Below are 20531 nucleotides of genomic sequence, written 5' to 3' on the forward strand. Positions count from 1 at the left end.
TATCGAAAAGTAGACCCACTCTACTTTTGACTAAATTACTGGCTAATAAAACTGAGATGTCTAAAACCCTTGACCCACCTGATTTAGCCGCTTGAGAACGGGGCAGAAGCAAAACAGAAACTTGTCACTGTCCAGAAAGTAATAAGTCTCAGCTGTTTACGGGTGGCCCTGGGAACGGTCTTGGGAACTCAGCAGAATGATGGGCAAACTTTCCCGAGAATCCTGTCCGTTCTGGGTGATTTGAACATTGGGTACTGACAACTTGAAAACCGTCTGCATCGGATTTCCTAAAACAGTCTCACGACCAATCCCACCATCCAATGCCATGGTCGAGTTAAGAGTTGCGATCGCCAAGGTCATAGCAATAGCAGTAATACCTCGGTGGATAGTCTCTCTGAGTTTCTTGCTTCTCTGCATGGTACCGGCTCTGTACTTATCTCAAACTACTCAATTCCATGGATAAACCCTGAAGATTTCCACAGATCTTGCAGATACTTAAGTAAACTTTGCCTTTTACAGCTCTAGTGTGAGCACCATCACCCGTAATTCATATAACTATCACCGGTCTGAGCCGAATTAGACCGATGGGTTTCCCATGATGACCCACCTCAAAATCGAAGGTAATGCAACAACGCCGTAATCATTTGGGGCGTTAGCCGTAGCCGACGCTTGAGATCGAGCCAGTCTTTATAGGGACCAAATCTTTGACGGTCGTAAACCAAACGCTCTGCTAACGCCGGTTCAACCGCAGGAATTGTCGCCAACTCCTCCGCACTCACCCGATTCACATTCAGTTGCCTAGGAGTCACCCCACTGTCGGGATCATAATAATAAAATTGGACGATTTCTCCCAGTCCCTGCAGGTAACCTAAACCAATCCCCGTAGCCGCCGCCACATCATCCCAACAGGTAAGGGGAGTACCCGACCGACCGAGTTCCACCAAGGTCCTCGCCTGGTGAATCGAAATACCCGGTAGCCGCAGCCAGTCATCAATAGTGGCTCGATTAGCATCAATGCGGACCCCAAACTTCACCCCCAGCCTAACTTCCTCAACTGAGCGAAATCGGTAGTAGCTATCCTCCACCAGTCTCTGCTTCAGCGGATTTAAACCTCTTTCAAGGGCCTCTAAACTGCGTAGCGCCTGCCTCACCACAAACCGCCGTAATGATTCCCCACTGCTGGCCATTGATCCTTTTCTATTCACCCCTGACTCCTGACTCCTGACCCCTGACTCCTGACTCCTATCCACTTACCGCATTATCCAAAAAACTAATCCATATCCCCTAGGGATGCCATCATCCCCAAAAACTAGTTTTTGACTAGATCCCTCAGGGCCCCCATCTCAAAAACCTAGTCTTTGACCGTATTTCTCAGGGCCCCCATCCCAAAAACCTAATCTTTGACCGTATTTCTCAGGGACCTTATCACTAAGGCATTTGCTCTAACAACTGACGTCGTTTTTGTTCAAACTCATGCTCAGAAAGCAAACCTTCCTGCCGTAGCTGTTCAATTTCCCGCAGACCGCTAGCCACCGCATCAACGGTTTCACCCAGGTTAGGGCCAGTCAAGGTTTCTGGGGTAAAGAGTGGAGGGAACGGTGTCATCCACGATGTCGTCAACGGTTTTGATGACAAGGCACCGATGTTTGCCCCCAGGTTTTTGATCAGGGGGCCACCCAGGTACCACATACCTTCTGCCGCACAGGCTATGCGCGGCAATGGGGTAACCCCTAAGAGGACATAAACCAGTCCCCAGCCATACTGGCCGGCATAAAATTTATGGATGCCAGCTAGCGGTATCGGTGTAGGCTGGAATGCGCCTAAAAATGCTAAGGCAGCTTTAACGATGATATTTCTTTCAAGATTAGTCCGGGGAACATCCATCAGTGGCGCTAGGATTTGAGCATGGGGTCCATCATATCCAAATCTATTAATTAATCCGTAATACAGCCAATGTCCAGGGCTTCACTGAAACAGTTAGGAAACAGTTAGAATCAGAGTGATGCCTTGTCGAATGTTCAAAGTTCCAGCAGTTACCCTTCCCCAATATAAGTTTTCCCGTCTACAATCGCCGGAATCTACCCTTGTTAAATTGTTTATGAATGGTGTTTGAACCAATTCTGAGCTAACCCTTGCATGACCAACGCCAACCCATTTCAAGATGAATGGATCACAGCTGCAGAAAAAGATCCTTACGCTGCATTGGGTCTTTCTCTAAATGCTGAAGATCGTCGTATTCTGAAGCGCTATCACCAGATTGCCAAGCTTCTTCATCCTGACGTACAAATTGGTAGCAATGCTCTGATTAGCGAAGCCTCCGAACAGCTGATTGCCAGGGTGATCAACCCCTCCTATCAACGACTCAAACAGGAGAAAAGCCGATCTGAATCGTTGGCAAATATGCGATTTCGCGTCAGGCAATTGGACCGCCAGGGCAAGCTCAAACCGTCTTTTGAAAGTGCCCAGCAGCTGTTGCGCATTCCAGAAGCTGAAGTTGAGGTCTTTTATGAAAATACGGTTAACCAGCTGATTGCGAAGCAATTTGACTCAACAGAGGAGTTTGCTGCGGTTTTATCGGGGCTTAGCCAGCTGAATCTGGCGTTTCTACACCGTAAAATCAGCCAACCCATTCGGCCCAAACGCACTGGTTTGGTAGCGGTTGATCCTGCTGTCAAAGCAACAGCCACAACAACTCCCCCCGAAGCCGCCAACCCGGAACCCCCAGTAATCAACTATGCCGAAAAATACGGCATTCGGGCCCGCACCTATCTGAACCAGGGGAACTACGATTTAGCCATTAAAGAACTGCGGGAAGCGCTGAAAATTGCCCCCAATGGCATAGAACTCCATTCCATGTTGGGGCAGGCCTATTTGATGAAAAAGTCCTATGGCGTGGCCCGCGTTCACCTCAAACGAGTATTGGAACTAAATCCCAATCATTCTGTAGCCCTTAAGTACAGTCAGGTGCTAGAAACGCGAATTGCTGAGAAACGGAAGGCGGCTACACCAGTAGCTCCACCTGCTGAGCCAAAACCATCATCGGAACGATCTTGGTTGCAACGGCTATTACGCCGCTAGCCAGGTAGGGATATCTCGTCTTTTCGTATACTGAAGGGAAGTTTTAATCTATAAAGAGTAACCGGTCTAGCCGCTGACTGATAGCGCATAGCCAACGAAATTATGTCCCAGGAGTATGAGCATGAGCTTTTTTGATTCAGAGATCGTTCAACAAGAAGCCACGAGTCTCTTTCAGGATTACCAAAACCTCATGCAGTTGGGGAGTAACTACGGTAAGTTTGATCGCGATGGCAAAAAGCTCTATATAGAGCAGATGGAAGGCATCATGGATCGATATCGTGTGTTCATGAAACGATTCGAACTATCCGAAGATTTTACTGCGCAGCTCACCATGGAGCAGCTTAAAACCCACCTGGGCCAATTTGGTATGACGCCCCAGAAAATGTTTGAGCAAATGCAGATAACCCTCGAGCGCATGAAAGCCGAAATTAAAGAATAGGGTGGGGCAACACCCAATATTCAGACAGGAATCCGGGGACACCCATTGCCCACCCTACGGCCGAATAAACTCCGATGGCCGACGGAAATTTTGCACCGGCTCATCACGCAACGCTTGGATCATATAATCCCGCCAAATGGGAGCCGCATAGCTTCCCCCTGTTGCATTCCGACCCATAGGGCTATAGTCGTCATTGCCCACCCACACAGCAACCGATAGCTGGGGCACGTAACCCACAAACCAGACATCGCGCTGGGAGTCGGTGGTGCCCGTTTTACCCGCCGCCGGTCGACCAATGCGGGCATTGGTCGCCGTTCCTCGCTCAAGTACTCCCTGCAATACATCGGTCAGGGCCGCCGTTGCCCAAGGATCCAGCACCAGCTGGGGCTTAGGCGTATTGTCCAGCAGCACATTGCCATCGCTGTCGGTGACCTGGGCAATTAGGGTAGGGTCAGAGTGCCAGCCATTGTTGGCAAAGGTGGCATAGGCTCCGGCCATTTCCATTGGGGTGAGGTCCACGGAGCCCAGGGGTAGAGAAATGACCGGGTCCATGGGGCTTTCGATACCCAGGGTGCGGGCTACATCAATCACCCGAGAAATGCCCACGGACTGACCCAGCTTCACCGCCGGAATATTGAGGGAAAGTTCCAACGCTCGTCGGATGGGCATGCTGCCCATGAAGGAACCGCCGTAGTTTTTGGGGGAGTAGTAGCCGGACCCATCCGGATAGGTGACCGGTGTGTCGCTCACAATACTGTCGGGGGTATACCGACCCGAGGCAAACGCCGCATAGTATACAAAAGGTTTAAACGATGATCCCGGCTGACGTTGGGCCTGCACAGCTCGGTTAAACTGGCTGCTTTCGTGGTCTATGCCACCGACAATGGCCTTTACAAAGTGGGTGCGGGGGTCAATGGCGACTAGGGCAATTTGGTCGGCCACCGCACCACTGCCAAACTGATTGACATAGGCCGATTTGACCGTCTGTTTGGCCAAATTTTGCAGTTTAATATCAATGGTGGTCTGCACCCGCATTCCCCCCTTGACCACCGCTTCCTGGCCAAACTGTTCTTGGAGTTCTTGGACGACGGCCTCGGTGACGTAGGGGGCCTCACTAGAGTTAAAGGAGGTGATTTTGCCTAGGCGTAAAGGTTGCTTTTTGGCCGCATCGGCTTCGGCTGGCGTAATCCAGCGCAATTTACTCATGCGATCTAGGACCAAAGCCTGCTCTCGCTTAGCTCCCTGGTAGTCAACAAAGGGGCTATAGCTTTCTGGGGCTTTAATTAACCCCGCCATCAGCGATGCTTCCGCCAGGTCTAAATCCTTGGAGGACTTATTAAAGTAGCTCTGGGCCGCAGTTTCGGCACCATAGGTGTTGTGGCCCCAGTACACCTGGTTGAGATACATTTCGAGGATTTCGTTTTTCTCGAAAATCTGTTCCAATCGCAGGGACAGAACCACTTCAGCCATCTTCCGACTGATCGCCTGCTGGGGTGATAAAAATAGGTTCTTAATCAGCTGCATGGTGATGGTGGACCCCCCCTGGGTAGTCCCCCCCGCTTGCATATTGGCTAAAAAGGCTCGGCCAATACCCACCGGATTAATCCCGCTGTGGGTATAGAAATTACTGTCCTCAACGGCCAGTACCGCTCGCTTGAGGTGGGGAGAGATTTCATTGAGATCGACAACTTCTCGATTGGCCTCATCGTGCAGACTGTCTAGAAGGGTGCCATCCATGTCGTAGACATAGCTGGTTTCGGTGGGAATGTAGTTTCGTAGCGATCGCACATCTGGCAAATTACGAAAACTAATGGCCAGGCCCACCAGCCCGCCTGCCGCCACCGCGCTACAGAGCATTGTCGCCGTCAATAGGGTGGCCCCACTGATCTGGAGCACATCTTGGATGTGCTTAATCAGTTTGGGTTCACCGGCGAACTGTAGAGGAACTCGAGTTTGACGGATAGTATTAAATGCCACAGATACGCTACATCCTTACGGAAATATACGGCAGGCCATAAATTATAAGGGTCATGGCCGTTAAAAGATGCAAAATCACATCCAAATTGAAATATTTAAGTTTTCTCTACGAAAAAACGATATGACTGGATATGAACACCCGTTTAAGAGAGTGATTAAGACTACCCGGGATGGTGCTAAAAATGGTCATCATTCCAGCCCCTCCTGAGAAATGTTTCAGCGGATCCATCGGACCAGTAGAATGATTTGCGGCAAGCCTATGGACTATTGACGAACCTATGATCTAAAACAGCTTGGTTGAATAGGTTGTTCTAGCCCTGGATAGGTACTTGATACGTAGCACCCGCTAGTCGTTCCCGTTTAAGGGAAATTATTTATTCGCTACTATAGTGGATCGCGGCCCAATGTCCAGGCGAATTGAAAAATTTAGGCCTTTTCACGGACTTGTCAACCTTCATTTCAATTGTTCTAACACCGCGCATTTTTACAGCAACCCACCATGACCGAGGCTTCTGAGTTTGTCATACCCGCCATCCCTGAGGAATTTGCAGGGATCTATCGCGGCATCAGTGAAGTATTTCCCCACCAGCCTGGGTCGAGTGATCCCAATGAAAGTTTGCTGGCAAAACTACAGCAAACCGAGCGACCCCTCCGGATAAAACTGGGGATTGATCCAACGGGGGCTGAAATTCATTTGGGCCATAGCATTCCGGTGCAAAAGCTGCGAACATTTCAGGATGCGGGCCATACGGCGATCCTGCTGATTGGCGACTTTACCGCCCGCATTGGGGACCCCACGGGCAAATCAGAAGTGCGCAAGCAGCTGACGGAGGCGGAGGTGAAGGCCAATGCCGAAACCTATATTGAGCAGGTAAAGCCCATCCTGGATTTTGATACCCCCGGCCGGTTAGAAATTCGCTACAACTCAGAATGGCTATCGGATCTGGATCTGGGCAAGATTCTGGAACTGCTGGGCACCATGACGGTGGGGCAAATGCTGGCCAAGGAAGGCTTTGCCAAACGATATGACCAGGGAAATCCGGTGTATCTCCACGAGTTTCTATATCCCCTGTTGCAGGGCTATGACTCGGTGGCCCTGCAGGCCGATGTGGAGCTGGGGGGCATGGACCAAAAGTTTAATGTGGCGGTGGGCCGGGATCTGCTGCGTCATTTTGGTCTGACGCCCCAGTTTTGCATGCTGCTGCCCCTGTTATTGGGGACCGATGGCAGTCAGAAAATGTCCAAGTCTCTGGGTAACTATGTGGGGCTCCAGGAAGATCCCCTGTCCATGTATTCCAAACTGGAAAAGGTACCGGACGATCAGATTGCCAACTATTTTGAGCTGCTCACCAAGCGCTCGCTGGATAGTCTGCCAGAGAATCCTCGGGAGGCCCAAAAGCTGCTGGCCTTGGATGTGACGACCCAGTACCATGGCGAAGCGGTGGCCCAGCAGGCCCAAAAGGATGCGATTAATTTGGTGCAGGGGGGCTCCGGTGAGGCGGAGGCGGTGCCTGAGTTTTCCCTGGAGGCGGTGAACTTCCCGGCCAAGGTGTTCTATTTATTGGGGGCTACCCCCCTGTGCAGCACCAGCAGCGATGCTCGCCGTCAGATTCAGGGGGGGGCCGTAAAACTGGATGGGCAGAAGGTGAGCGACCCCAATGTGGAATTTAGTAGCCCTGATGAGCTGGTGGGTAAAGTGTTGCAGGTGGGTAAGAAGAAGTTTGTCAGGTTGGTGGCCTAATGTTTGAGCAAATAGCGGCCGAGCGGATTATTGTGCCGTTGGATGTGCCCACGGTGGAGGATGCGATCGCACTCCTCGATACCCTCCCCGCCGTCACCTTCTGGAAAGTGGGCCTAGAGCTATTTGTCAGTGCTGGGCCTAGCATTCTGCAAGTACTCAAACAGCGCCAAAAGCGGATCTTTCTAGACCTCAAGTTCCACGATATTCCCAACACCATGGCCGGAGCCTGCCGCGCCGCAGGCCGCTACGGTGTGGATCTAATTACCGTCCATGCCCCGGCCGGGAAAGCCGCCCTCCAGTCCGCCCAATCCGCCGCCCTGGAAGGGGCCGCCGCCACCGGTTGTGCGCCCCCCAACCTGATCGCCGTCACCCTGCTCACCAGCATTAACCCCCGTGCCCTAGCCTTTGAACTCAAAGTCTCCCTGGAGCTAACGGACTACGCCCTGCAAATGGGTCTACTAGCCCAGGACAGCGGCCTCGGCGGCATTGTCTGCTCGCCCCAAGAAGCCGAAACCCTCCGCCGGGTTTGTGGCGATGACTTTCTACTGGTCTGTCCCGGCGTTAGACCCGCAGGCTCTGCTAAGGGCGACCAGCAGCGGTCCATGACCCCAGCCCAGGCGATCAAAGCCGGAGCTAGCTATCTCGTCATTGGTCGTCCCATTACCCAGACCGCCGACCCCGCCGCCGCATTTCAACAGATCTGCGATGAAATTACCCATGGTTAACCAGCGTGCCAGACGTGGGGGGATAGGGGAACCTTCCACCGACCTAGTTTTGTCGAGAAAACGCTTAAGTCTTACCCTGAGCCATACCCTCAGGTCAACTTTAGGCCACGTCTTCGGTCTGACCCTAGGAACTACCCTCAGTCTCTCCCTAGGATATGCTCCCAGCCTGGCCCAACTTCCTCCCCTACCACCCCAACTCCCCCCGGCTCCCCCCGCTCCTCCCGCCATTCCATCCATTCCAGAGTCTCCTGTTACCCCAGACCCAGCTCCGTCTCTCCCTGAAAACTCTTCCACCTCTGACGGTGCCCCCACCTTTATTCGTCCCCAAACTGCCTGTACCGAGGACTTCAACACTCTCTCCACCCTACTGCTGAGAGACATCCCCAGCTATACCAATCGCATTCTCCAAAGCAGCGTCGCCGACATTCCCACTGGTTATCGGCCCGCCTATGTAATTACAGCCAGCCAGCCCGAAAAAGTGCCCCTCGACATTACTGACCGGGTTTACACCACCGATCCAGAGGTTGGCCAACCCTTGAAACAGTTATTTTTCACCACCCTCGAACGACAATATTCAGGTTTAAATGCCTCCTCCATCAGCCACTTCCACTGGTTGTTTTTGGCCCCTAGTGAAGATGGTTGGGAGATGGTATTTATGTTTTCTGCCATCGAGGCTGAAAATGGAGCGCAGATTCCGCCCCGCGATAGCAGCCAGGGCAGTGTGGGTCAGGCGGTGCAGCGGTGGCTGGTGGATTGCAGAGCCAACGCGATTTTTCCTGAGTAAGCAAATTCGCGCGAGACTCAACCGTCTTACATAGCGCATTAACCACAATCCCTTAACCTAAGTACTCAGCTCATCTAATTTCTTACGAATAGCCTGAATATCTTGCCACATAAGCCACTTGGGCTTTCCTTTTTCCTTAGATGGATTGCGCAGTAAATAGGCCGGGTGGAAGATAGCCATGCAGTGCCGCCCTTCCCATTCCATCCAATTGCCCCGCACTTTGGTAATGCCCTGAGTAATACCCAATAGTCCCTTCAGGGCGGTCCCCCCTGTCAGGAGAATAATTTTCGGGTCCACTAGACGCACCTGTTCTTTTAAATAGGGAACACAGGCGGCGATTTCCCCCGATGTGGGCGCACGGTTTCCAGGGGGACGGCATTTCACCACATTGCAAATGTAAACGTCATTTTCCGTGTCCAATCGCACGGAGGCCAAAATTTTCTCCAGCAGCTGCCCCGACTTGCCGACAAAGGGCAGACCCTGTTCATCTTCACTTTGGCCCGGTCCTTCGCCAATGATCATTACCGAGGCGGCAGCGCTACCCCGACTGACGACGACGTTGGTGCGCCCGCGGGCCAAGTCACACCGCTGACACTGTTTGCAGTGGCTGGCCAGCTGGTCTAAATCGGCATAAGTGCCTGGGGGGATGGGAACGCTGGCACTGGTGGGAATTTGGTCCCAGGTTTCGGGGGCCAAGGCGGCGGCCTCGGGGGCAGGCAGGTCACCAAACAGACCAATTTGCTCTGTCATGAAGGGGGCTCAAGTAGCAAAGGACACGGTGATAATAAGTTTAAGGGGAAAACATAGAGCTGGGGTATCAACTTAATCCGGAAAATCTTGACTCGGTGGGGCATCAGGGGCCAAAAGCCAGAAGCCAGTGAGGCCCTGACTCCTGACTCCTGACTCCTGAATACTATCCTTGGGAAAACGTCCCGCTTTGAGTTGGTACCCCTAAAACTAAGAATTAACCCAAAAGCTGACGATATTGATCGATCATGCGCGTCGCAATGGCATCCCACCCATAATTCTCCTGAGCAAAGCCTCGCCCATTCTCTCCCCGCTGCCGTCGTTCTCCTCCATCCGTCAGGGCCTCAGTCAGCTTTGCAGTCAGCTCCGACTGATCACACCGCGTCACCCAGCCACTTTGGCTAGTTTCAATATCCTGCCAAATATGCACCTGGTCAGAAATCACCACCGGCTTACCCGCCATCATCGCCTCAGCCACCGCAATGCCAAAATTTTCATAGTATGACGGCAACACAAACACATCCGCCGCCTGCAAAATCTTTGCCTTCAGGTCACCAGTAACAAAGCCTGTGACCGTGGTGCAATCCTTCAGCACCGAGTTTTTGATCTGCTGCCCAATGCCATCCACATAGGCCTGATCCTGGGGATTGCCGCCACAGAGCATAAAGTGAAACGACTGACCGGACTGCCGTAGGTCCTGTAGGGCCGGGAGTAATAAATCCAGTCCCTTTTTCGGATCGATTCGGGACATAAACAACAAAATGGGCATACCATCCGCAATGCCATAGCGCTGCCGCACCATCTGCTGGGCCTCCGCATCACCACAGGTAAACTCTGGCAATACCACCCCCAAGGGCAACACCATATCCCGCGTGTTTACCCCAAACCGCTCCGACACCTTAGCCTCCTGCTCACTGGTGAAATGGAGCGCTGCGGCCCCCTGAATATTGGGCCGCTCCAGGAGGGCTGCATAGAGCTGCTTAAACTGTTTTTTCTTCGCCAAGTCCGCTGGGTCCAAAGTCCCCAGGGGCCGCAAAATATAGGGCAGCTTCTGCCACCGGGCCACCGTCGCCGCCCCACTGGTCACCGGAGAAAACAGGGCATGGATGTGGGCCAGGTCATAGTCAGTCCCATGGCGCTGCAGCCATTGCAGCAAGGACAGGGAAAATTTATAGCGTCGAAACGGCGCACAGCGAAAATAAATCGTGTGGTAGCCATCGGTCTCCACCGGCTGATTCAGGGGCACCGCCAAAGGAGCCTGTCCTTCATCCCCATTGGAGTCGGTGGTTAATACCGTCACCGTTACATCCTGCCGAGCCAACGCCCGACTCAAGCCCCGCACCATCTGGCTAGGCCCCCCATACACCAGGGAGATAGAAGGCACGATTTGCAAAATATTCAAGGCCTTAGCCATGGCAGGAGGAAACCCTAACGATGAACTCGACGATACACTCCCTGTACCAGGGGCCATAGCAACAGCCAAGTTAATGGGGACGGGGAGCCTTCAGGTACGGTCGTGGGTACAGATGAACGAGCCGCTAGTAGTGGGGGGGATGTAGTAGCAGGGGATACGGCAGGACTGCCGATTAACCCTAGGGGGATGGCATCCGCTGAGGTGACAGGCACCGTCTCCGGTACCAGTTCATCCGCCTGAACCTGGGTCAAAAAGTCACTCTCCCGCACCTTTTCAATTTGTGCCGACGTCAGCCGAGATAGCCCATCCCCATCGGGATAAATATCGTCGATGGATTCGGGCACCTCTCTATCCGCACCACTACTGAGCACATTATCAGGGCCACCGGCCCCCAAGGTGGTATGGCGCAGCCCTAAATTGTGACCTAGTTCATGGGCAATGACATCAATCCGGCCGGCTCCATTATTGAAATCAATAATGTCATCGCTCACCACAACGCCATTCAACCCAATCCAAGCATTCCCAAACTGAATCAATCCTGTAGAGGTTTGGAGCACATCCACAAACCAAAGATTGATCGGCCCTTGGGTACGGGTGGAGTCAGGATGGCGACCAAATGCCCCCGCCCCACCGGAAAATGATAGATCCGAGAACTCATCTTCATCGGTGGTGAGGTAAGTGCTGTCATTGAGCTGATTTAGGGGCAAAAACGACACCTCAATATTCGCCTGGTCCCAGATTTTATTGACAATGGTTTCAAAAAACTCGACCTGGGCACAGACTATGCCCCCATCGTCGCAAACCCGGATGGGTTGAACCTCTAGCACCAGTCGATCAGCGGCACTGGTGGATACGGTTACCCCGCCGCCGCTGGCGCTGGTCCCATCGCCACCGCCACCGCCGCCGCCGCCGCCACAGGCAGATGCCACCAAGGCAACACCGACTACTAACGAAACTCGACCTATGCGTGAAGTCCAGACACGGGCTGCTGTTATGACCACTGGCTAAATTCAATATATTTAGTTGAATAGCTTTAGTTTAGACAACTTTCTGCTGATTATTATCGAGCGAGCAAAAATAATCTTTCAGGACAGCTGTAACAAAACTTTTGATTTAGTTGAATAGGGTCCTTTAGAAAGAAGAAAAATTTCTCTCTTTTGGGAATCTGTTTTAAATAGCAGGTATGGCCACGTAAATGAACTCGATACTTTGGGTACCAACTCAAAGCGGGAGGTTTTCCCAAGGATAGTATTCAGAAGTCAGGAATCAGGGCCTCACTGGCTTCTGGCCCATGATTCCCCACCTAGACAGGATTTTCCGGCTTAAGTTTATACCCGATACTTTGCAGTAGAAAGATTGTTGCCAATAGGTTCTGATGCCGATGCAAGGCAACCCGTATCTAAATTTTAGCAATGGTCTTAACCTAAGCCGCCAGCAGCTCTTGATAAAACCCCAACAGCTCCGTTGCCAGGGCCTGATTGGTATAGTGCTGCATGGCCCGTTCGTATCCCTTTTTGGCCAAAGACTGCTGCTGCTCCGGCTGTTGGATCAGCTGTTGGATGCGCTCGGCTAGGGCGCTGTGGTCCCCTTCGGGAAAGACAAGGCCGCTGTGACCAATCACATGGGGAATCTCACCGGAATCGGAGCCAATTACCGGCACCTGACAGGCCATGGCTTCAATTAATACATGGCCAAACTGTTCTTTCCACCCCACGGAGGTGAGGGTTTTAAATTCGTAGGTGGTTTCGGAGGGCAGCACCAGGGTATCCATCACACTAATGTAGTTGGGGACCGCATCATGGGGCACGCTCTCGATCCAACGGATGCGTTCAGCTATTCCTAGGTCCACAGCCTGGGCATGGAGTTCGTCCTTGAGGGGACCACGCCCCAGTAATACGAGGGTCCAGGGTAGATTGACCAATGTCCCCAGGGCTTTAAATAGGGTGAACAACCCTTTTTCGGGAACAAAACGGCCCACAAACCCCACCACAAAATCATCTTCAGCGATGGATAACTGTTGACGTAGCTGGGGCTGAGGCTGGGGTCGAAATAGGGTTTCATCGACGCCGAGTTGGGGCATGACCCTTACGGGTCCATGGTATCCCCGCTGTTTTAGGATGTCGGCTCCGTCCTGGTTACCCACCACCAAACCATCCGTATGGCGTAGGTTATATCTTTCTAGCAAAGACAGGGGAAATTTGAGCTCGTAGGGCAAATTCCACCAGGTAAAGAAGAGATTTTTAGCCTTGCCCCCCAACAGACGATTTAAGGTGATCAGTTCGGCGTAGCCCAGGGATTTAGACCCTTGTTCGACTTGAATAATGTCGGGTTTGAAGGTTTTGAGTAAATTGACAATTTCCCACCCAAAACTCAGTAAGCCCTGGTTGTTTTGGCTTAGGTTGGCAATGGGGACCACCCGAAAAGATCCGTCCTGGCGGGGCTCAGGTTCAACAATCTTATTTTGCACACCGCCTGGATTCCACCGCTTGGGCACCACCACCGTCACGTCATGGCCCATGTGGGCCAACGTCCGTAGCTTTTCGCAGTTCAGCTCCACAATGTAGCTGTGGCTGGCAACTAAAACTTTCATTGGCTAGTTAATTGGTCACAGCTTTGGGCCGGGGCTCGGCCGGGGTCGGGGCCCCAGGCATAGTTTGGGCGGGTACGCTATAAACTCGGTCGCTGAAGGTGGTAACTAGGGTGCCACAGGCTTGTAAAAAACCTAGGGCATAGAACCCAAACCGGCTGGCAACCTTGAGGGGGGAACCACTTTTATTGCAGGGGGGGTTGCCGAGGACGTGGCAGTCAAACAAACGACCCGAGAGTCGGAGCAGCTGCCAGGGCGTTAGATTTTTTAACGCCATCAAAAAATGGTTGTGGTAAAAGGTGAGCTGATATTTGAGGGAGCGGGTACTGATGTCGTGACAGCCACCGGTCTCTTCGCCAATGTGGATCAAGTTGGCCTCTGGGTCGTACCAAATTTTTAGACCGGTGCGCCGAAAGCGCAGGCAAAAATCCGATTCTTCTCGTACAGCACTGCCCTGAAAGCGCTCGTCAAACCGCAGACCATGGGTGGCAAACACCTCCCGGCGGAAGGACATATTACAGCCTCGAGCCGTGAGCACCTCCTGGGGCTTGACCGTGTGGACCAGATCGATGTGGTACCAGGCAATGCCGGGGTCCATAGCTTCGGGGGGCAGGGTTTCAATACGTTTGGCGGCATTGGACTCCGCCAGTTTCATCCGATCAAATACTCGTCCGGCCACGGCCCCAATGTCGGGTCGGGTCTGATAGTTGCGGGCATGGGCGGCCAAAAAGCCCTGGGGCAGTTCCACATCGTCGTCTAAAAACAGAATGATGTCCCCATGGCAGCGTTCGACGGCATAGTTGCGGGCGGCGGGCAGGCTGGCCCAATCAACGGTGTAGAGGGCCACCTGGGGATGGGATTTTAAACTGTTAAGGTACTCTGTGGTGGCGGGTTCATGGTGCTTGGTCTGATCGACAATAATCACTTCGAAAGCGCCATAGGTTTGTTCTAAAACATTTTTCAGGGTGCTGCAGAGAACAGCCTCTCGCCCATAGGTGGGGATAACCACTGAGATTAGCAGGTCTGGCTCTATAGTCATAGGTCAGTTATAGGTCGTAAGCATAGGTCATGGCATAAAGCTTGGGGCATTTGGCAGTCTGCCTAAACTGGCTGGGGGGCATCCTCGGGGGTTGGGGCTGTTGCTTTTTTGCGCGATCGCAACCGCCGAGACTGGGTTGGATTGGCTAACTCTCGCTCCTGTTTATCCAGGGTGGGAATTTTCAAAACAATCCCCGCCGCTAACCAGTAATACACAGATACCGGCTCCACATCCAAAGGATAATAGTAGGGAAAATAGCTAATAAATAGGACAAACACCCACATGGAAGCGGCATATCCCCTGAGGTTTTTATCCTTGGTTTTTCGATAAGCCTTAAACGTAGCCACGGTGATGGATGTATACATCAACATTATGGCCAACAACCCCAACGGCCCCAACTCATAAAGCAGTTTGGGATGATAGGTTTCCACCAGACGAATTTCGCCAAAGATGCGGGCCCCATTTGTGGCTCGCGCCACCCCATTTCCCAGAATGCCATTTTGGGATTTCCAAACCTCATCAAACTGCTGCATCACAAACTCATGGGGTGGGGACGCATTCCATCGGGCCTCGAAACTATCCACCCGTTCCTGCAACAATTCAGGATTTCGGGCGGTTAATACCACCAAGATTAAGCCCATAATCACCCCAATGGGCACAAACCGCTTTAAGTTAGTCACCTGGCCAGTCAGAACACTTAGCAAGACGACGATAGCGGGGACTAAAAATAAAGCAATGCGCTGCCCCGAAACCACCGCCATCACAAATACGGTAATCAGAGAAATGATGCCTAATAATCGCCAGAAGGGGGAACGGTCGTTAAAGGCGGTGCCAAAGCTAAAAAACGCACTGGAGATTAAAAACCACCCCCACTGCCAGGGGGCGACAAAGGTGCCGGGCAGTCGAATCTGCCCCTGGGACGGACTGTACAGCAGTGCCCCCCCCACAAAACAACGGGACTGCAACGATGCCTTAAACAGGTCCACCCCGGCGGCCCCGGTGCCTTCGGTGCCCGCGCAGACGCCAGTTTTCAGCATCAAATACTGCACAAACCCCAGGGCACAAGCCGTAATCACCAACACCGCCTGAATCCGCAGTAAAAAGTAAAGGTCCTTCGAGGTCCGCATCAAATAGTAGATGCAGGTGATGATGGGCAGATATCCCAGCAGGATTTTCAGTCCTAAAATGCCCATCATCATAGGGTTTTCACCGTCGCCCGCTTCGATCTGCTGGGGTAGATTGACCAAAAACAGATTCATGAAAACCATCGCTAGCACCAGCACCATGGGTGCCTTTACCGCTTGGGGTAGTAAGATATCCAGCCGCTTTTTGCGACACATCTGAATCACCCCAATCAGGGCCGGGATATAAAAGGCATCCTTCGCCAACTGCAGTAACGAATTGCCCCCCAGCATGTAGGTGACAGTGCCAGAAAAGGGAATGTAGATGATAAATGCGTAGAGGGCCTGCCGTTGATACTTAAACGATAGGCTAAGACAGAGTAAACCGGCCGTGGCCGCCACCCCCAGGGTGGGTTCTACCACCACTCCCAGCAGCAGGCCGACGACGCCGGAAAACACAAACGCCAAGATCGTAAATTGGATCAGCTGGGCACGGGCCTGACTGACTTCCCGCTCCTTAGCCCGTTGTTCCTTCCGGCTCAGTTCCTGCTCCGGACTTGGCTGCACCTTGGCAGTCGAACGTTTTTTAGAACGTTTTTGGGATTGTTTTTTTCGCTTTTTGGTGGCCATGCAAAAGGGGGATTGCGTCCGGCTAAGGAATGGGGGCGGTGGGTGAAAACCTAGTGAGAAGCCTAAGTTTAGCAACCCCTTCAACGAGGGTACCCATTTCAATTTACCCAAAACTAGTTTGATTTATAGAAAAATCAACGGATGAACCGGCCAGCCTCACCAAAACTTTGCAAAGTCTAGGCTGATCTATAGGGGTAATTGGGATAAGAAAAATCAAAAATTAGCCACCAAGGGTTATCGCCCCAGGCGATTGGGAATATCTCGACAGCCACCAGGAATCGTGGCACGGGTTTTACTGCCGCCCCAGGTACATAGGTAGCAGCGCTGGCTTTCGGATAGCCGTTGGACATTGGTTAGATCCATCCCTTCCACCACGGCTCCGGTAAACTCGCCGGTCTCATAGTTGGGCGGGTCGCTGCGGGTGCGGGGGGTGGCGATGTCGGGGACACCGTAAAAGAAGCGAGCCCCCATGACATCGGCCCCGGACAGGTTGGTATCACACAGTACCGCTCGGGCAAAATCGGTCCGTACCAAAGCACATTGGGAGAGGTTAGCCCGGATCAGATTAATATCGCTCAGGTCCACCCAGCGCAGGTCATTGCCCGAGAGGTCGGCCGCCGCCAGCATCACACCGATATCAATCACTCGGGTACCATTGAGCCGGTCTTCGGCATAACCACCTTTGCCGTCTAGGATGGGCCGCCCCAGGCGCTGATCGCGGGCTAGGGGGGTGAGGAGTTTGGAGCGAGACAGGAACCGCAGCACCTTGGATTTACCCTCCCCGTCAATGCTGCCTAGGATAGCGGCAGTGCGGGCTTCGGCGATAATCCGTTCCTGAGGCCAGTCTTCCAACAAACCTTCGTCATCTAGCACCAGTTCAGAAATACCTTGGAAATAGGCATCGATGGTTTGCTGCTGGGTAATCAGATTTTGCTGGGTGGTGAGGTCGCGGGAAATAATAAACTGCCGCCAGGCCACGTACAGAGCCAATATGGCAATAAAGATTTGCCCTAGGGCACCGAGAAAATCCCCTAGGGCTCCAATGGCACCCCAGTTGAGGGTAGCTCCCCAGATCAGCAGTCCCTCGTTGATCCCGCTCACCTGCATCAGGCCGTAGATGCCTGATATTAAGCCAGGAATGGCAATAATCAACGAGCGCTGCTCGGAGGATAGATCGTTGACTACCGCCCGCAGGGTGGGCAGGGCCAACCGGATGGAAATGGCTAGGGCAATTAAGGAGCCAAAGAAAATCAGCCAAAAGCTGTCCAGACCCAATCCGATTAGGGTGAATAGGGTGGCTGCGATCGCAACCAGTAGCGACACCGATACTTTCGTCGCCCCCCGGGCGGGCATCTCCGTCTTCATCTCCGCCGAGGCTTCAGGCAGTGCCGCAAAATCGGGATCTGGATTGTAATCAACGGTAAATCGCTCTGGCACCTCCACTTTGGGCGCAATCAACGCAGATGAAAGCTCCGCAGCATCACGGTCAAACGGCTCTTGGATGCTCATATCAATATTGCACTAAGCGAGAAATCGGCCATCGAACTAGGGCCCGCTAAGGTCTTTTCTTTACGGAGTAGAGTTTAGCCCGAAAGGGACGTCTACCATTAAACTATCATCAGAGTTTTAATGATGTTCCCGGTCTTTCTGCACAATGGTAACGGTTCTGATTTTATTAGCTGCAGTTGGCATTCTGGTTTGGGGATTTATCCGTGCTCGACCCGATGGCAAATTGGGGTTATTTGCGTGGCTGCAGTCGGTGGTGTTGGTGCTGCCCTGGCTGTCATTCTTTGGGCTATTGGCCTTTGGTATTTATGTCAACCTGGCCTGGATGCTAGTGCTGGTGCTGGCCTCCACCAGCATCTATATCTATCTAGGTCGTCAGATGAGGGAACTAGCTGATGCTAGAGAACTAGCTGACACTAAGGATCTGGCTGATACTGACGTTCCCCAGACCCAGACCGGGACAGAAGACGACACAGCCAATATTAGCAATCCAGATTCTGCCGGCATCTCCCTATCTGCTTCGGCTTCAACAACTGAGGGAGACACCGCCGCCGTCAGTCCCGATTCACCAACCGCGACGCCCCCCGCAATTCCCACCGATGACCTGGCGGAGATCGAAACTATTTTTGGGGTGGATACGTTTTTTACCACAGAAACCGTGCCCTATCAGGCGGGGGTTTTCTTTAAGGGAAATTTGCGGGGTGAACCCGAGGCCACCCTCAAGGCCCTGACCGCCCAACTGAAAAACCGTTTTGGCGAGCGCTACCGTTTGTTTTTAATCAACGGCCCCGATGAAAAGCCTGCGGTGATTGTGCTGCCCAGCGATACGGACCCGAAACCGTCCGATGTGCGCCAGCAGATTTTTGCGGTGGTACTTGCGATCGCTACCTTCATCACCAGCCTAGAAACCGGGGCCCAGCTCAAAGACTTTAACCTCTACGACCAGCCTGAGCGCTGGGCCGAAGGTCTGCCCACGGCCCTGGCGGTGCTTGCCATTTTAGCCGTACACGAACTGGGGCATCGCTGGCAGGCCAACCGCCACAACGTCAAACTCAGCCCGCCGTTTACCCTGCCCGCCTGGCAACTGGGAGCCTTTGGTTCCCTCACCCGGTTTGAATCCCTGCTGCCCAACCGGTCTGTGCTATTCGACATTTCCTTTGCCGGACTGGCAGCGGGTGGGTTACTATCCTTGGCCATGTTGCTAGTGGGGCTGGTGCTCTCCCATCCCGGCAGTGCCTATCAGCTCCCTATCGAATTTTTCCGAGCGTCGATCCTAGTGGGCACCTTAAGCCGCGTCATCCTAGGCGACACCCTACAAAATGTCGATCTAGTGGACATCAATCTGCTGGTGCTCATGGGTTGGCTGGGCCTAGTGATCACCGCCATCAACGTCATGCCCGCCGGGCGCATCGATGGTGGCCGCATGGTACAAGCCATCTACGGCCGCAAAATCGCCGGACGCGCCACCGCCGTCACCCTGGTGATCTTGACCATCATTGCCTTGGCCAATCCAATCGCCCTCTACTGGGCCGCCCTAATTTTGTTCCTGCAGCGCGGAGAAGAACGCCCCTGCCTCAATGACATTAGCGAGCCCGACGACACCCGAGCCATCCTGGCCTTGGTGATTTTATTCCTCATGCTGGCCATCCTCTTGCCCTTACCCCCTAACCTAGCTGGCCGCCTGGGGATTGGCTAAATAAAAGGCCACATTACAGGCCTCATAGTCAACTTTGATCGCAAACGCATAGTCCTTAGTTTCACCAGCGTCATGGTGGGGGCCATAATCAGCCTCCCTGGCAATTTGCAGTGCCTTCTCATCCAAAACCTCGTAGCCAGTACTATTAATGGCTTCTGGGGCACCGATAATTTGGGCATCAGGACCGATCCGAACCACGACGGTGATCGAATCCCCTGGTTTGTCTTCTAAGCAATCCTGCAACGGGACAACAATTGGTGGTAACTCCCTAGCCAGGGCATGTAAGGGCGTGGGCCAGGTACCTCCAGGTTTTAGAGATCTGTTCAACAGTTCATTCGATGCGTAATCATTACCCACCTTTGCCCCATTAAAGTTTTGATAGCTATCACGACTCGCTAGGCGCTGCGCTAAGGTGAGCTCACGAGGATCTTCCTCCCCTTCATCGGGAATGTCACCCCCATTCTCCGTGTCATGGTTAAACTCATTCTCCAGTTCGCCATTGTCGAAGTCATCTTCAACTTCAACCAATTCAGGCTCAATCTCTTCCAAGATCTCCGGATCAGTAATCACGATGTCCACCCCCGGCTCCGTCCTAGGCAGTGGTTTCTCCGGAGGCTTCGGTGGTAAAGGCTGAGCAACCACCTCAGGGCCTGTCGCCAGCTTCGGTAAGGTCACCACCTGAATTATTTCTGAATCAGCCAGTTCTTCGGTTTCAGGGGGCACTTCAGCTAAATCTGGCATGGGCAAAGCCAGTACCAACCCATGCAAACCGATGGAGGCCAACACCAGGGTCAATAACCAATTATTTAGTTTTGGTCGGTGAAACTTAGCCATGCCAACGATGCTGCAATTACCGTAAAAATTTAGTCAATGGCCCCTATACTTCTCCGACAGTCCCCCTACTGTCTGCTATCCATATCATTCCTCGCAAAGCTTAAAACTAGATCTGACTTTAGACAATTTTTGAATTGGGGCTGGGAGAGGGCCCACCATTGAGGCTGGGAGAGGGCCCACCATTGGGGCTGGGAGAGGGCCCACCATGACTCT

At 52.9% G+C, this 20531-nt stretch carries 18 protein-coding genes; 6 read left to right on the forward strand and 12 right to left on the reverse strand.

The window, feature by feature from the left end:
* Positions 1-156: 156 nt before the first annotated feature.
* The 3 genes from VB741_RS09770 to VB741_RS09780 form a co-directional block, all read right to left on the reverse strand.
* A complete protein-coding gene (locus tag VB741_RS09770; RefSeq protein ID WP_323364980.1) occupies positions 157-417 on the reverse strand; it encodes a hypothetical protein in 261 nt (86 codons plus the stop codon).
* A gap of 191 nt (positions 418-608) precedes the next feature.
* The gene (locus tag VB741_RS09775) at positions 609-1187 is read right to left on the reverse strand and encodes a ComEA family DNA-binding protein (RefSeq protein ID WP_323364981.1); all 579 of its coding nucleotides are present in this window, start codon (positions 1185-1187) and stop codon (positions 609-611) included.
* A 241-nt stretch (positions 1188-1428) separates the two neighbouring features.
* Positions 1429-1884, reverse strand: a complete 456-nt coding sequence (locus VB741_RS09780) for a hypothetical protein (protein WP_323364982.1) — start codon at positions 1882-1884, stop codon at positions 1429-1431.
* Between the two features lie 252 nt (positions 1885-2136).
* Between VB741_RS09780 and VB741_RS09785 the strand changes: the two genes are divergently transcribed.
* Both VB741_RS09785 and VB741_RS09790 read left to right on the forward strand, forming a co-directional pair.
* Positions 2137-3078, forward strand: coding sequence for a J domain-containing protein (locus VB741_RS09785; RefSeq protein WP_323364983.1), 942 nt, complete (start codon positions 2137-2139; stop codon positions 3076-3078).
* Between the two features lie 121 nt (positions 3079-3199).
* Positions 3200-3517 (forward strand): DUF1825 family protein, encoded by a 318-nt coding sequence (locus VB741_RS09790; RefSeq protein ID WP_323364984.1) that lies wholly within the window; start codon positions 3200-3202, stop codon positions 3515-3517.
* A gap of 54 nt (positions 3518-3571) precedes the next feature.
* Here VB741_RS09790 and VB741_RS09795 read toward each other — a convergent pair whose 3' ends face one another.
* Positions 3572-5494: a transglycosylase domain-containing protein gene (locus tag VB741_RS09795; RefSeq protein WP_323364985.1), complete on the reverse strand. Its 1923-nt coding sequence runs from the start codon at positions 5492-5494 to the stop codon at positions 3572-3574.
* A gap of 499 nt (positions 5495-5993) precedes the next feature.
* Here VB741_RS09795 and tyrS point away from each other — a divergent pair, with 499 nt between their 5' ends.
* From tyrS to VB741_RS09810, 3 genes are read left to right on the forward strand one after another with little or no spacing between them, the layout of a single operon-like run.
* Positions 5994-7235 (forward strand): tyrosine--tRNA ligase, encoded by a 1242-nt coding sequence (gene tyrS, locus VB741_RS09800; RefSeq protein WP_323364986.1) that lies wholly within the window; start codon positions 5994-5996, stop codon positions 7233-7235.
* Positions 7235-7960 (forward strand): orotidine-5'-phosphate decarboxylase, encoded by a 726-nt coding sequence (pyrF, locus tag VB741_RS09805; protein ID WP_323364987.1) that lies wholly within the window; start codon positions 7235-7237, stop codon positions 7958-7960. Before tyrS ends, pyrF begins: the two co-directional genes overlap by 1 nt.
* Positions 7953-8744 carry a hypothetical protein gene (locus tag VB741_RS09810; RefSeq protein WP_323364988.1) on the forward strand — a complete coding sequence of 264 codons (792 nt, stop codon included), beginning with the start codon at positions 7953-7955 and terminating at the stop codon, positions 8742-8744. The genes pyrF and VB741_RS09810 overlap by 8 nt, the downstream gene beginning before the upstream one ends.
* Before the next feature lie 57 nt (positions 8745-8801).
* On the opposite strand, the gene VB741_RS09815 is transcribed toward VB741_RS09810, so the two are convergent.
* The 7 genes from VB741_RS09815 to VB741_RS09845 form a co-directional block, all read right to left on the reverse strand.
* Complete coding sequence (locus VB741_RS09815; protein ID WP_323364989.1) at positions 8802-9494, reverse strand: uracil-DNA glycosylase; 693 nt, start codon at positions 9492-9494, stop codon at positions 8802-8804.
* A gap of 214 nt (positions 9495-9708) precedes the next feature.
* A complete protein-coding gene (hpsP, locus tag VB741_RS09820) occupies positions 9709-10893 on the reverse strand; it encodes a hormogonium polysaccharide biosynthesis glycosyltransferase HpsP (RefSeq protein WP_442786330.1) in 1185 nt (394 codons plus the stop codon).
* A gap of 26 nt (positions 10894-10919) precedes the next feature.
* Positions 10920-11834, reverse strand: coding sequence for a zinc-dependent metalloprotease family protein (locus VB741_RS09825; protein WP_323365010.1), 915 nt, complete (start codon positions 11832-11834; stop codon positions 10920-10922).
* Positions 11835-12328: 494 nt separating this feature from the next.
* Entirely contained in the window at positions 12329-13495 is a 1167-nt protein-coding gene (hpsO, locus tag VB741_RS09830) for a hormogonium polysaccharide biosynthesis glycosyltransferase HpsO (protein ID WP_323364991.1), read from the reverse strand.
* Positions 13496-13502: 7 nt separating this feature from the next.
* Entirely contained in the window at positions 13503-14531 is a 1029-nt protein-coding gene (gene hpsN / locus VB741_RS09835) for a hormogonium polysaccharide biosynthesis glycosyltransferase HpsN (RefSeq protein ID WP_323364992.1), read from the reverse strand.
* A gap of 62 nt (positions 14532-14593) precedes the next feature.
* On the reverse strand, positions 14594-16282 hold the full coding sequence (gene hpsL, locus VB741_RS09840) for a hormogonium polysaccharide biosynthesis protein HpsL (protein ID WP_323364993.1): 1689 nt from the start codon (positions 16280-16282) through the stop codon (positions 14594-14596).
* Positions 16283-16516: 234 nt separating this feature from the next.
* Positions 16517-17791, reverse strand: coding sequence for a pentapeptide repeat-containing protein (locus VB741_RS09845; protein ID WP_323364994.1), 1275 nt, complete (start codon positions 17789-17791; stop codon positions 16517-16519).
* Positions 17792-17936: 145 nt separating this feature from the next.
* Here VB741_RS09845 and VB741_RS09850 point away from each other — a divergent pair, with 145 nt between their 5' ends.
* Entirely contained in the window at positions 17937-19484 is a 1548-nt protein-coding gene (locus VB741_RS09850; protein ID WP_323364995.1) for a site-2 protease family protein, read from the forward strand.
* Here VB741_RS09850 and VB741_RS09855 read toward each other — a convergent pair.
* Positions 19458-20318, reverse strand: a complete 861-nt coding sequence (locus VB741_RS09855; RefSeq protein ID WP_323364996.1) for a hypothetical protein — start codon at positions 20316-20318, stop codon at positions 19458-19460. The genes VB741_RS09850 and VB741_RS09855 overlap by 27 nt on opposite strands.
* Positions 20319-20531: the final 213 nt, after the last annotated feature.

It is taken from the genome of Leptothoe sp. PORK10 BA2 (assembly GCF_034932105.1).
GTDB lineage: Bacteria > Cyanobacteriota > Cyanobacteriia > Phormidesmidales > Phormidesmidaceae > Leptothoe.

Excerpts from the sequence above, each read along its gene's own strand:
- VB741_RS09785 (WP_323364983.1), top strand. The coding sequence starts at position 2,137 with ATGACCAACGCCAACCCATTTCAAGATGAATGGATCACAGCTGCAGAA.
- VB741_RS09855 (WP_323364996.1), bottom strand. The coding sequence starts at position 20,318 with ATGGCTAAGTTTCACCGACCAAAACTAAATAATTGGTTATTGACCCTG.
- hpsN (WP_323364992.1), bottom strand. The coding sequence starts at position 14,531 with ATGACTATAGAGCCAGACCTGCTAATCTCAGTGGTTATCCCCACCTAT.
- VB741_RS09770 (WP_323364980.1), bottom strand. The coding sequence starts at position 417 with ATGCAGAGAAGCAAGAAACTCAGAGAGACTATCCACCGAGGTATTACT.
- VB741_RS09845 (WP_323364994.1), bottom strand. The coding sequence starts at position 17,791 with ATGAGCATCCAAGAGCCGTTTGACCGTGATGCTGCGGAGCTTTCATCT.
- hpsL (WP_323364993.1), bottom strand. The coding sequence starts at position 16,282 with ATGGCCACCAAAAAGCGAAAAAAACAATCCCAAAAACGTTCTAAAAAA.
- VB741_RS09780 (WP_323364982.1), bottom strand. The coding sequence starts at position 1,884 with ATGGATGTTCCCCGGACTAATCTTGAAAGAAATATCATCGTTAAAGCT.
- VB741_RS09815 (WP_323364989.1), bottom strand. The coding sequence starts at position 9,494 with ATGACAGAGCAAATTGGTCTGTTTGGTGACCTGCCTGCCCCCGAGGCC.
- VB741_RS09790 (WP_323364984.1), top strand. The coding sequence starts at position 3,200 with ATGAGCTTTTTTGATTCAGAGATCGTTCAACAAGAAGCCACGAGTCTC.
- VB741_RS09810 (WP_323364988.1), top strand. The coding sequence starts at position 7,953 with ATGGTTAACCAGCGTGCCAGACGTGGGGGGATAGGGGAACCTTCCACC.
- VB741_RS09850 (WP_323364995.1), top strand. The coding sequence starts at position 17,937 with ATGGTAACGGTTCTGATTTTATTAGCTGCAGTTGGCATTCTGGTTTGG.
- VB741_RS09775 (WP_323364981.1), bottom strand. The coding sequence starts at position 1,187 with ATGGCCAGCAGTGGGGAATCATTACGGCGGTTTGTGGTGAGGCAGGCG.
- tyrS (WP_323364986.1), top strand. The coding sequence starts at position 5,994 with ATGACCGAGGCTTCTGAGTTTGTCATACCCGCCATCCCTGAGGAATTT.
- hpsO (WP_323364991.1), bottom strand. The coding sequence starts at position 13,495 with ATGAAAGTTTTAGTTGCCAGCCACAGCTACATTGTGGAGCTGAACTGC.
- pyrF (WP_323364987.1), top strand. The coding sequence starts at position 7,235 with ATGTTTGAGCAAATAGCGGCCGAGCGGATTATTGTGCCGTTGGATGTG.